Source organism: Streptococcus sp. 1001283B150225_161107_H12 (assembly GCF_015552665.1).
Classification (GTDB): Bacteria; Bacillota; Bacilli; order Lactobacillales; family Streptococcaceae; genus Streptococcus.
Map to the genome: position 1 here is coordinate 85,151 of NZ_JADNFC010000001.1, position 12,081 is coordinate 97,231.

Sequence of the window (12,081 nt, forward strand, 5' to 3'; positions counted from 1 at the left end):
CTTTTTTGTGATTAATTTCTTACTCATTTACACACTTTTGCCGGGTAAAACACTAACAGGGAGAAAATAGCCTGTAGTCTTTACCTCTTTCCCTTCGATTTTCTGTAGAAGAAGATCGACCGTCAGGTGAGCAATCTCTTGTAAAGGTTGCTTGATGGTGGTTAGACGGGGGAAAAATTTTTCAATAAAGTAGGTCCCGTCGTAGCCAATGACTTTGAGGTCTTCTGGAATTGAAATGCCGAGTTCATCAGCAATTTTCATCACCAAAATCGCCGTTAGATCGTCAGATGCAAAGATAGCATCAGGTTTTTGCTGGGTCAAGATAGACTTGATTTCCATTTCTTTGCGAATGGGGGAATAATCACTAGAAACATTAATGATTTGTGCTCCTGGCAGTACCGAAGCAAACCCTGCATGGCGAAGACCTGTTGGGGAATTGGAGTTATCATTCCCCGTAATCATGATAATCTTCTTTGCACCTGTCTTGGCAAGGGTTTCCGCAGCAAGGACGCCACCGGCGTAGTTATCTGAGGAGACGACAGGGATCTCAGGTGATAGGTTTCGGTCAAAAGCGATGATAGGAGCTGTAACTCGGTTATAATCTTCAATTCCCAGATTATGACTACCAGAAATAATACCATCTACTTGATTGGCTTCTAGCATTTCAATGTATTCACGTTCTTTTTCAGAATCATGCTCGCTATTACAAATAATGGTTTTATACCCATGTTTGAACAGTTCTTCTTCCAATTTATCGATTAATTCTGCATAGAAGACATGACTGATTTTTGGGAAGATTAAGCCGATTAATTTGGCTGATTTTCCTTGTAGGCTCCGAGCGATTGTATTAGGCTTGTAGCCCAACTCCCTCATGGCCTCTTTGACTTTTGAGATAGTTTTTTCAGATAAATAGCCCTTTTTATTGATGACTCGTGAAACTGTCGTAGGGCTGACGCCAGCTAATTTGGCGACATCAGTGAGCTTTGCGACCATAGTCTAGTTCGTAGTATGTTCCAGTAGGTGTTCCAGATTTAATCAAAATACCAGTTTGATTAGCATGCGGGAAGACGCGACCAGAGAATACTTTTTCTCCTTTGTTGATAAAAATTTCAAAAATAGAATGATCGATGAAAATAGTAGCAGTTGTAGCTTGGTTTTCGATCGGGCAAGTACGAGTAGTCCCAAACTCTTGGGCATATTGTTCACCAGCTTGACTACGATCGACAATGACTTGACCATTTGCAATATCGAAAGTAATAGAAAGACCTTTTCCTTCTTTATCTGCTAGGAGAACAATCTCACTTTTGCTATTCGCTTCAAAGGCTAATTCTAACTCGTAACAATTGTTGGTAACCTCTTTGTTACGAAACTCGGATGAAGAGGAGCGGAGCTCTTTTATAGCTTCAACTGGATATTGATAAAGTTTACCGTCCTTAATACTTAGCTCTTTGACCAAAGAGAAAGCTCCTTGGTGGTCATAACGATCAGATGGATAAGCGACATCTGGTAGACCTAACCAGCTAACAGTTAAGGCTCTTCCATCAGGAGCATTGAAGCCTTGAGTTGCATAGGCTTCGAAGCCATAGTCTAAGTTTTGCAATTCAGATACATCAACTAAACGAGCCTGTTCAGGATCAAAAGAAGCCCCAATCTTATACATATTTGGGTAGATATTGTCGTAATCGAGGACCGCTTTGTCCAAACCTTGAGGGCAATAAAGAAGGATAGGTTGCTCGCCGACGAAGACCAAGTTAGGACATTCCATCATATAAGCTGTACGATCATTGTTGAAATCAAGATCTCCTACTTCAACCCAGTTGGTATAATCGTTATTCACTGCTTTGTAAAGACGAACGAATCCTTTTTTCTCAAGATCTTGACCACCGACAATGGCATAGTATTGGCCTTTGAAATTAAAAATTTGTGGGTCGCGGAAGTGATCAGTAGAATCAGCAGGTTGATCAATCAAGATTTTGTTAATTTTTTCAATCTTTCCTTCTTTGTCCATCAAAGCGCCGACTTGGTAGGGATGACGGATCCATTCTGCATCGCGAACATTTCCAGTATAGAATAAGAATAGTTTGTCATCAAACTGCATAGCAGAACCAGAATAGGCTCCATGGCTATCTAAAGGTGTGTCTGGAAAGACCTTCACTCCGGTTTCGTTAAAATGGACTAAATCGTCACTTTCGAGTTGTACCCAAGACTTCAATCCATGTGCGGCTCCAAACGGAAAGTTTTGGTAAAAGAGGATCCATTTGCCGTCAAAATAAGAGAAACCATTTGGATCATTTAAGAGACCAGATGTTGGTTCAACATGGTAGTGAGTATGCCAAGGGGATTTGGCCATATTTTCTTTAATTTGTTTCTTTTCTTCTTCGGTCCAGTCTTCATACCGTTTGTACCGAAGTTCGGTTGTCCATTCCATTTGACTCCTCCAAAATTTTTCTTACTTCCATAGTACCGATTTCTAAAAAAAAAAGCAAGAATTTGGCCAAATAATTGAGAAAAAATGTCAAACGTTTATCATAAAATATCGAAGTCAAGCCTAGTTTCGGTTTATGAAAATAAATGAAAGTATGAAAGTTTTTGAAAATTCAAAAACAAGATAGAGGTTTTTATATAGAGCATACGGGCTTTTTAGTGAATGAAAATAAGAAATCCATCTTTCAAACAATCAAAAATCGCAAATAAACACCAAAAACATTCTGCAAAACGGTTGACATATTCTTAATACGTGGTACAATTAAGAGCGTAGAGATGGTTTAACCGTTTTCAAAACAATAAAAAATAAGGAGATTTTTGCAAATGTCAAATACAGAAATTGCAAAAAAAGTCATCGATGCAATCGGTGGAGTTGAGAACGTTAGCAGTGTTGCTCACTGTGCGACTCGTCTTCGCGTGATGGTTAAAGATGAATCAAAAATCAACAAAGATGTTGTTGAGAACATTGAAAAAGTACAGGGAGCTTTCTTTAACTCAGGTCAATACCAAATCATCTTTGGTACTGGTACTGTAAATAAGATCTACGATGAAGTAGTAGCTCTAGGCTTGCCAACTTCTTCAAAAGATGAAATGAAAGCTGAAGCAGCGAAACAAGGAAATTGGTTCCAACGCGCAATCCGTACCTTCGGAGATGTTTTTGTCCCAATTTTGCCAGCAATCGTTGCAACTGGTTTGTTTATGGGAATTCGTGGTGCTATTGCTCAAGATCAAGTGCTGGCTTTGTTTGGTACTACAGCAGACGCATTTAAATCTACAGATTTCTATACCTATTCAACAATTTTGACAGATACTGCGTTTGCTTTCTTCCCAGCCTTGATTTCATGGTCTGCGTTCCGAGTGTTTGGAGGAAATCCTGTTCTTGGAATTGTAATTGGTTTGATGATGGTTAGTCCGACACTTCCTAATGCGTGGGTTGTAGCGGAAGATCCTTCTAAAGCAGCAACATTCTTTGGTATCTTCCATCATGTAGTTGGATTCCAGAACTCAGTTCTTCCCGCTTTCTTCGTTGGTCTAATTGGTGCAAAACTTGAAAAATGGCTCCATAAGAAAATTCCAGATGTCTTAGATTTGTTATTGGTTCCATTATTTACATTAACAATCATGTCATTCCTCGCTTTGTTTATTATTGGACCATTCTTCCACAGCATCGAGGAACATGTACTGAATGCAACTAAGTTTATTTTAAATTTACCATTCGGCCTTGCAGGTCTTCTTATCGGTGGGGTTCATCAGTTGATTGTCGTTACTGGTGTCCATCATATTTTTAACCTTCTTGAATCGCAATTAATTACTTCGGATAAAAAAGATCCATTTAATGCAATTATTACAGCTGCTATGACTGCACAAGCTGGTGCGACTTTAGCGGTGGCAGTGAAATCAAAATCTCAAAAAGTGAAAGCTTTAGCATTTCCTGCAACTATTTCTGCCTTATTAGGTATTACTGAGCCTGCAATCTTTGGTGTGAACTTGCGTTATGTGAAACCATTCGTTATTGCTTTGGGAGCAGGTGCTGTAGGTGGTTGGATTGCATCTATGTTAAACCTTGCTGGTACAGGATTTGGTATTACAATTATTCCAGGAACACTTCTCTATCTAAACGGTCAATTATTGAAATATGTATTTATGGTTGTATTTACAACTGCACTAAGTTTTGGTTTGACATATATGTTCGGTTACGAAGATGAAGCTTCATCAGTTCCTGCAGAAGACGAAGAAGCTGGTGCAATTATTGAAGAAGAAACAACTGGAACTGTTCCAGCATCTCTTCAAGATGAAACCATCATCTCTCCAATCGTTGGTCAAGCGGTTGCTTTAGAAAACGTAAATGACCCTGTATTCTCAAGTGGTGCTATGGGACAAGGGATTGCCATCAAACCAACTGAAGGTGTTGTATATGCTCCGGCGGATGCTGAAGTAACCATTGCTTTTGCAACTGGACATGCTTTTGGCTTGAAAACAGCCAATGGTGCTGAAGTTTTGATCCACGTTGGGATTGATACAGTTTCAATGAACGGGGAAGGATTTGATCAGAAAGTTGCTCAAGGTGACAAGGTCAAAGCTGGCGATGTTCTTGGAACATTTGATTCTGCTAAAATTGCAGCAGCTGGTCTTGATGATACAACAATGGTCATCGTCACAAACACAGCTGATTATGCTTCAGTAACTCCAGTAGCTACTGGTGCAGTTGCTAAAGGCGATGCGATTATTGAAGTAAAAGCATAATCTAAAATAGGATTACTCAAGGACTGGTTAGGGCTTCCTCCAGTCCTTGAATTTTGTTTGGAGGTGAGGCTTGGAATAAAAAAGCCGCTCACCTAATGTTTAAACATAAATAAGAGTAGTTTTTTCTATAAGGAATAGAAGTGAACCGTTTCCCTTTGTGATATAATAGAAAAAAAGAGAATTGAAAAAGAGGTTTGATATGACTAAATTATATGGAAGTCTTGAAGCTGGTGGAACAAAGTTTGTTTGTGCTGTAGGTGACGAAAATAATAACGTCATTGAAAAGACACAGTTTCCGACAACAACCCCAATTGAAACCCTTGATAAATGTATTGAGTTTTTCTCTAAATTTGAAAGTCTTGCTGGTTTAGCCATTGGTTCATTTGGACCGATTGATATTGATAAGAATTCAAAGACCTATGGTTTTATTACAACAACTCCCAAACCACATTGGGCAAATGTAGATGTGGTGGGAGCTTTCCGTCGATCCTTGAATGTACCGATTTACTTCACCACTGATGTGAATAGCTCAGCTTATGGTGAGGTCGTGGCTCGTAATAATGCGGGTGGTCGTATTGAGAACTTAGTTTACTACACAATTGGTACAGGGATTGGTGCAGGTGTCATCCAGCGTGGTGAATTCATTGGTGGAGTGGGACATCCTGAGATGGGGCACTACTATGTTGCTAAACACCCAATGGATGTTGAAAAAGAATTTAATGGAGTTTGTCCATTCCACAGAGGCTGTTTAGAAGGTTTTGCGGCTGGTCCAAGCTTGGAAGCTCGTACCGGTATTCGTGGGGAAAATATTGAACTGAATAGCTCTGTATGGGATATCCAAGCCTACTATATTGCCCAAGCTGCTGTCAATGCAACTGTAACCTTCCGCCCAGATGTGATTGTATTTGGTGGAGGAGTGATGGCACAACAACACATGTTGGATCGCGTTCGTGAAAAATTCACCGTCTTATTGAACGGCTATTTACCAGTGCCAGATGTTCGTGACTATATCGTAACACCAGCAGTAGCAGGAAATGGTTCAGCGACCTTGGGTAACTTTGTCTTAGCAAAACAAGTCAGCAAAAAAGACTAATAAGTTAAGGTTGAAATAACATAAAGCATCAAAATGCTAGGGGGAGGGAGTTCTTCGTCGGGAAGATGGATGAATGACCTTCTCTTTTTTAGCAAGAGAGGAGAAATGATGGAAAAAGCCATTATGAAGGATCCCTTCTTTTTGAGTCAAGTGTCTGAAGAAGCGACAAAAGAGGATTTGTATTTGGCGCAAGATTTACAAGATACCCTACGAGCTCACCAGGAAGCCTGTGTTGGCATGGCTGCTAATATGATTGGTGTACGTAAGCGAGTCATCATCATCCAACTAGGTTTGATGCCCTTGGTTCTCTTTAATCCTGTTCTAGTTAAGAAAGAAGGGATTTATGAGACAGAAGAAGGCTGTCTTTCTTTGCCAGGAAGTCGAAAGACAAGTCGCTTTGAAAAGATTCAAGTTTCCTACCGTGATACAAATTGGAAACCTCAGCTCATAAGCTTAGAAGGTTTTGTGGCCCAGATTTGCCAGCATGAGCTCGATCACCTGGAAGGGATTTTGATCTAGCTGAGCTGTTGCTTGTTAAATGACTGATTGAAGAGAAAATCCTTATGAAAAAAGAATGTTTGTTCTATGAACGGGTTAGACCATTTTTTGTGACCCATCCCTATTATCTTTCTTTATTAAAGTGGACCAATCGGCTTGTCACCTTGTTGATGCCTCTCCTTTATTTCTATGTTCTTTGGGCAGCCTATCTAAAGACTACCAAGACTTGGATTGTGCTTGCTTATCTTTTGGTACCAGCAACTGGTTTTATTGTATTAAGTGTCATTCGAAAACGAATGGATTGGCCGCGTCCCTATGAGCTTGGGACTTTCCCTCCGTTACTGAATCGAGAGGGGAAGGGAAGTTCCATGCCAAGTCGGCACGTCTTTTCTGCGGCGATCATTTCTACAGTAGCCTGGGGAGTGAACCCTCTTCTATCTGTCCTTGGTCTGTCCTTGGCTCTTCTATTGGCGGGGGTTCGTGTTCTGGCTGGACTCCATTTTGTCCGTGATGTTGTGGTCGGTTTTTTATCTGCTATTCTTTGGGGGTTCTTTTGGTTTTATCTCTTAGGGCTTTTTTAAGAATAAGGTCAGGAAGAAGGATGAAGTGAACGATAAAAGAGGCTGGGACAAAAGTCCTAGCCTCTCAATTATCTTTGGATTGTCGAGCAAGACGCAGTGGTTGAGTGGGCTCTACTAGGCTGATTTCATCAGCTTTTACAGCCCTACTCAACTGTGCGGAGGTGGGACGACGAAATCGAAGTCTAACGAATGACCGATTTCTGTCCCACTCTCTATTTTTGTATCGTTATTTCATCTTGATGGAATTTTTGGAAAAACCGTTCGCGTTCTTCTATAATAGCAGGACTTGGATTTTTGAGGGAAGTTAATAAATCGACCAAGTCAGGTGTGACTTCTCGAATCAGCTCTCCCAGTGACCAAATGGCTGTTGCAATATGAATCTGGTTTTGCGAGGTTTCGATAATTTCTAGAAGTTTAGGGATAGCAGACCGGTTGTTCGCATTGGCCAAGGCAATAATGGCATTTCGCTGAAGGATATTTTTCCCCCGCCAACTACCAGCAACCATTCCGAATTTTTCTTTGAATTGTCCATTGGATAGCTCGATAAAGGGGATTAATTCTGGGTGAGCGAGTTCTGGATCAATGTCAGTGGCTAGTGGGTTATCCAGACCACGATTGTAGGGGCAACAGATTTGACAGATATCACAGCCGTAAATGACCGTTTTAATCTTTTTACGGAATTCCATATCCATCATCCCCTTGTCTTGGGTCTGAAAGGATAAACAACGTCGGGCATTCATGGTGCCATCTCCAATTAAGCAAGATGTCGGGCAGGCTTCTACACAGCGGTTACAATCTCCACAACCATAGTCGACTGCTTGGTCGGGTTCAATTTCTAGGTTAGTGATAAGCTCCCCTAAAAACATATAAGAACCATATTCTTTTGAGATGACGAGGCCATTCTTGCCGATAAATCCAATGCCAGCCCGTTGAGCAACGGCAGTATCCACCAAGGCTCCGGTATCTACCATGCCCTTGTATTCGAAGTTAGCCGTCAATTCTTCAATCCCTTTAGCCAGGCGGTCCAACTTATCCTGTAGGACATAGTGATAGTCTATGCCCCAACTGTTGGGAGTGAATTTTCCGCGTTTATAGGCTGTCTTCTGAGGTTGTTGTTTTAACTTGTGAGGATATGCAACGGCAATGGAAATAATCGTTTTAGCAGAAGCTAAACTTAAGCGCGGCTGGATTCGTTCTTCGATATTTTTGTGCTCAAACCCTGAATTTCGGCCTTCCTCTACAGCTAGGCGGAGAGATTTTTCTAAATAGGAAAAATCATCTGCAGTGGTAAAACCGATTTTTGAAATACCGATGGAGTGAGCCAACTCGATAATGGATTCTTTGAGATTCATATACCTATTATAGCGAAAAGCCGGTAAAAATGCGAAAAACGTGCAAAAAATTAAAAAGGGGATGAAGGGCTTGGCAGGGCTTTCAAAAACGAATGAAATTTTGTATAATAAGGTATTGAATACAAGGATATATGGAGGCAGGTATGTCACAACCGTTATTTTTACAATCCGTCATGCAGGAAAAAATTTGGGGTGGAACTAGATTACGAGATGAGTTTGGCTATGAAATCCCGAGCGATCATGTTGGTGAATATTGGGCGATTTCGGCCCATCCACATGGTGTTTCTGTTGTTAAAAATGGGCCATTTGCTGGAATGGGGTTAGACCAACTTTATGCAGAGCATCGTGAATTATTTGGAGATCGAACAGAACCGGTCTTTCCTTTATTGACAAAGATTCTGGATGCCAATGACTGGCTCAGTGTTCAGGTTCATCCAGATGATGCCTATGGAATGGAGCATGAAGGAGAACTTGGGAAAACCGAATGCTGGTATATTATTGCTGCTGATGAAGGTGCGGAGATTATCTATGGTCACCACGCCCAGTCCAAGGAAGAATTACGTCAGATGATCGAAGCCAAAGAATGGGATGATCTTTTAGCACGGGTTCCTGTGAAAGCGGGAGATTTCTTCTATGTTCCAAGTGGAACCATGCATGCCATTGGTTCGGGTATCTTGATTTTGGAAACTCAGCAATCAAGCGACACGACGTATCGAGTTTACGACTTTGATCGCAAAGATGATCAAGGGAATTTACGTGAATTGCACATTGAACAGTCTATTGATGTACTGAACTTAGGTGCTCCGGCAAATAGCCGACCAGTTGAGGAAAAAGTTGACCACTTGTCATCGACTTTGTTAGTGGCCAATGACTTCTTTGGTGTTCACAAATGGGTCATCAATGGGGAAGTTCGATTTGAAAAGACCCATGATTATAGTTTGATGAGCGTTCTCTCAGGGCAAGGAAGTCTTCGGGTAGATGGGGTAGATTATCCGATTGGAAAAGGAGAACATTTTATCTTAACGAGTGATATCCAGAATTGGACCTTATCAGGAGAAGAGATGGAATTAATTGTCAGTCATCCATAAATGTAGGTAGAAGGTTGAGTCATCAAGTGCTCAGCCTTTTGTTGTTTTAAGGATTTTTCTAATAGATGAGCAAAAGGTGAAATGGATAAGGGAAAAAAGAGGGGGAAACCATCTTCTAATCAATGGAATTTCTTGATGGATAAGCTACAGTGTGCTATAATAAAAAGAACGTTTAAAATTTAAGAAATTTGAAAAGTAAGGATACTAATGGCTAATTTATTAAAAACAATTATCGAAAATGATAAAGGTGAATTAAGACGATTGGAAAAGATGGCAGACAAGGTCTTCTCCTATGAAGATCAAATGGCTGCCTTGTCAGATGATGAACTGAAGGCGAAAACAGAAGAGTTCAAACAACGCTACCAAGATGGTGAATCATTGGATGATCTCCTCTATGAAGCTTTCGCAGTAGTTCGTGAAGGTGCTAAGCGTGTCTTGGGCTTGTTCCCTTATAAAGTACAGGTCATGGGGGGGATTGTTCTTCACCATGGTGACGTTCCAGAAATGCGTACAGGGGAAGGGAAAACCTTGACTGCGACCATGCCGGTGTATTTGAATGCCCTATCTGGTAAAGGGGTTCACGTTGTTACGGTCAATGAATACCTGACAGAACGTGATGCGACAGAGATGGGTGAATTGTACTCATGGCTTGGTTTGTCAGTTGGGATCAACCTGGCTGCAAAATCACCTTCTGAAAAACAAGAAGCTTATGCTTGTGATATCACCTATTCAACCAACGCGGAAATCGGTTTCGACTACTTGCGTGATAACATGGTTGTTCGTGCCGAAAATATGGTACAACGTCCTTTGAACTATGCCTTGGTCGATGAGGTAGACTCGATCTTGATTGATGAAGCCCGTACTCCATTGATTGTTTCAGGTCAGACTTCTACAGAAACTAGCCAACTCTATCACATGGCGGATGCCTTTGTGAAATCTTTGGAAGAAGAAGACTATATCATTGATGTTCCTTCAAAAACGATTGGTTTGTCAGATTCTGGGATTGATAAGGCTGAAAGCTACTTTAAGCTTGAAAACTTGTATGACATCGAAAATGTTGCTTTAACGCATTACATTGACAATGCCCTCCGTGCCAACTATATCATGATTTTGGACATCGACTATGTGGTCAGTGAGGATCAAGAAATCTTGATCGTCGACCAATTTACAGGTCGGACCATGGAAGGACGTCGTTATTCAGACGGCTTGCACCAAGCGATTGAGGCTAAAGAAGGTGTACCAGTCCAAGAAGAAACCAAAACATCAGCTTCTATTACTTACCAAAACCTCTTCCGGATGTACAAAAAACTTTCAGGGATGACAGGTACTGGTAAGACAGAAGAAGAAGAATTCCGTGAAATTTACAACATTCGCGTCATTCCAATTCCAACAAACCGTCCGATTGCTCGTATCGACCATCCAGATCTTCTCTACCCAAGCTTGAAATCGAAGTTTAAGGCTGTAGTAGAAGATGTAAAAGCACGTTACGAAAAAGGGCAACCAGTCTTGGTGGGTACCGTTGCCGTTGAAACCAGTGACTATTTATCTCGTCTCTTGGTCGAAGCAGGAGTTCCCCACGAAGTTTTGAATGCGAAAAACCACTACAAAGAAGCTCAAATCATCATGAATGCGGGTCAACGTGGTGCCGTTACCATCGCGACTAACATGGCCGGACGTGGTACCGATATCAAGCTCGGTGAAGGAGTTCGTGAATTGGGCGGACTATGTGTCATTGGTACAGAGCGTCATGAAAGCCGTCGTATTGATAACCAGTTGCGTGGACGTTCTGGACGTCAAGGGGACCCAGGTGAATCTCAATTCTACCTTTCTCTTGAAGATGAGTTGATGCGTCGTTTCGGTTCAGAGCGCATCAAAGCCTTGCTAGACCGCTTCAAACTAAGCGAAGAAGAATCTGTCATCCGATCTAACATGTTTACACGTCAAGTTGAAGCAGCCCAAAAACGAGTGGAAGGGAACAACTATGACACTCGTAAGCAAGTCCTTCAGTATGATGACGTCATGCGGGAGCAACGCGAGATTATCTACTCTCAACGCTATGATGTGATTACAGCGGATCGTGATTTGGCTCCAGAAATCAAGGCCATGATCAAACGAACCATTAAACGGATCGTTGAAGGGGCAAGTCACTCAAGCAAGGAAGAACGTACGGAAGCTATCTTGAACTTTGCCAAATACAATTTGGTCCCTGAAGATACCATTTCAGAGAGCGATATTGAAGGCAAATCTGATAAAGATGTGATTGATTACTTATTCCAACGAGCTGAAGAGGTTTATGAAAACCAAGTAGCGAAATTACGCGATGAAGAAGCAGTTAGAGAATTCCAAAAGGTCTTGATCCTTCGTGTTGTGGATAGTAAATGGACAGATCACATCGATGCCTTAGACCAATTGCGTAATGCTGTCGGTCTCCGTGGCTATGCGCAAAACAATCCAGTGGTCGAATACCAATCTGAAGGATTCCGTATGTTCAACGATATGATTGGCTCTATCGAGTTTGATGTGACTCGTTTGATGATGAAAGCTCAAATTCACGAACAAGAACGCCCACGTACTGAACATAGTATTTCAACGACAGCGACTCGTAACATTGCCGCTCAAAAAACTGATTTACCAGAAGATCTTGATTTGAGTCAAATCAAACGCAATGACATCTGTCCATGTGGATCTGGTAAGAAATTTAAAAACTGCCACGGTAAAAAACTCTAATCGTATGAAAGGAT

Annotated in this window: 9 protein-coding genes; 6 read left to right on the forward strand and 3 right to left on the reverse strand. The window is 41.3% G+C overall.

Going from position 1 to position 12,081, the window contains the following annotated elements:
* Window positions 1-27 precede the first annotated feature (27 nt).
* A complete protein-coding gene (locus I2C87_RS00345; RefSeq protein WP_023024250.1) occupies window positions 28-993 on the reverse strand; it encodes a LacI family DNA-binding transcriptional regulator in 966 nt (321 codons plus the stop codon).
* Window positions 974-2,428, reverse strand: coding sequence for a sucrose-6-phosphate hydrolase (locus I2C87_RS00350; protein WP_195323637.1), 1,455 nt, complete (start codon window positions 2,426-2,428; stop codon window positions 974-976). The genes I2C87_RS00345 and I2C87_RS00350 overlap by 20 nt, the downstream gene beginning before the upstream one ends.
* A 380-nt stretch (window positions 2,429-2,808) precedes the next feature.
* Between I2C87_RS00350 and I2C87_RS00355 the strand changes: the two genes are divergently transcribed.
* The 4 genes from I2C87_RS00355 to I2C87_RS00370 all read left to right on the forward strand — a co-directional run bounded on the left by I2C87_RS00355 (window position 2,809) and on the right by I2C87_RS00370 (window position 6,900).
* Complete coding sequence (locus tag I2C87_RS00355; protein ID WP_195323638.1) at window positions 2,809-4,728, forward strand: sucrose-specific PTS transporter subunit IIBC; 1,920 nt, start codon at window positions 2,809-2,811, stop codon at window positions 4,726-4,728.
* A 199-nt stretch (window positions 4,729-4,927) separates the two neighbouring features.
* Entirely contained in the window at window positions 4,928-5,821 is an 894-nt protein-coding gene (scrK, locus tag I2C87_RS00360) for a fructokinase ScrK (protein ID WP_195323639.1), read from the forward strand.
* 108 nt (window positions 5,822-5,929) lie between these two features.
* Entirely contained in the window at window positions 5,930-6,340 is a 411-nt protein-coding gene (locus tag I2C87_RS00365) for a peptide deformylase (RefSeq protein WP_117744632.1), read from the forward strand.
* 44 nt (window positions 6,341-6,384) lie between these two features.
* Window positions 6,385-6,900 carry a phosphatase PAP2 family protein gene (locus I2C87_RS00370; RefSeq protein WP_195323640.1) on the forward strand — a complete coding sequence of 172 codons (516 nt, stop codon included), beginning with the start codon at window positions 6,385-6,387 and terminating at the stop codon, window positions 6,898-6,900.
* A 212-nt stretch (window positions 6,901-7,112) separates the two neighbouring features.
* Here the strand turns inward: I2C87_RS00370 and queG are convergent, their stop codons facing one another.
* Window positions 7,113-8,252, reverse strand: a complete 1,140-nt coding sequence (gene queG, locus I2C87_RS00375) for a tRNA epoxyqueuosine(34) reductase QueG (RefSeq protein WP_195323641.1) — start codon at window positions 8,250-8,252, stop codon at window positions 7,113-7,115.
* 143 nt (window positions 8,253-8,395) lie between these two features.
* On the opposite strand from queG, the gene manA reads away from it, so the two are divergent.
* Window positions 8,396-9,340 carry a mannose-6-phosphate isomerase, class I gene (manA, locus tag I2C87_RS00380; protein ID WP_195323642.1) on the forward strand — a complete coding sequence of 315 codons (945 nt, stop codon included), beginning with the start codon at window positions 8,396-8,398 and terminating at the stop codon, window positions 9,338-9,340.
* A 207-nt stretch (window positions 9,341-9,547) separates the two neighbouring features.
* The gene (gene secA / locus I2C87_RS00385; protein WP_023024235.1) at window positions 9,548-12,067 is read left to right on the forward strand and encodes a preprotein translocase subunit SecA; all 2,520 of its coding nucleotides are present in this window, start codon (window positions 9,548-9,550) and stop codon (window positions 12,065-12,067) included.
* The last annotated feature ends 14 nt before the right edge of the window (window positions 12,068-12,081 follow it).

What these genes read in the sequence shown, in the direction of transcription:
- I2C87_RS00370 (WP_195323640.1), top strand. Translation starts at nt 6,385, where the DNA reads ATGAAAAAAGAATGTTTGTTCTATGAACGGGTTAGACCATTTTTTGTG.
- queG (WP_195323641.1), bottom strand. Translation starts at nt 8,252, where the DNA reads ATGAATCTCAAAGAATCCATTATCGAGTTGGCTCACTCCATCGGTATT.
- I2C87_RS00355 (WP_195323638.1), top strand. Translation starts at nt 2,809, where the DNA reads ATGTCAAATACAGAAATTGCAAAAAAAGTCATCGATGCAATCGGTGGA.
- scrK (WP_195323639.1), top strand. Translation starts at nt 4,928, where the DNA reads ATGACTAAATTATATGGAAGTCTTGAAGCTGGTGGAACAAAGTTTGTT.
- I2C87_RS00365 (WP_117744632.1), top strand. Translation starts at nt 5,930, where the DNA reads ATGGAAAAAGCCATTATGAAGGATCCCTTCTTTTTGAGTCAAGTGTCT.
- manA (WP_195323642.1), top strand. Translation starts at nt 8,396, where the DNA reads ATGTCACAACCGTTATTTTTACAATCCGTCATGCAGGAAAAAATTTGG.
- I2C87_RS00350 (WP_195323637.1), bottom strand. Translation starts at nt 2,428, where the DNA reads ATGGAATGGACAACCGAACTTCGGTACAAACGGTATGAAGACTGGACC.
- I2C87_RS00345 (WP_023024250.1), bottom strand. Translation starts at nt 993, where the DNA reads ATGGTCGCAAAGCTCACTGATGTCGCCAAATTAGCTGGCGTCAGCCCT.
- secA (WP_023024235.1), top strand. Translation starts at nt 9,548, where the DNA reads ATGGCTAATTTATTAAAAACAATTATCGAAAATGATAAAGGTGAATTA.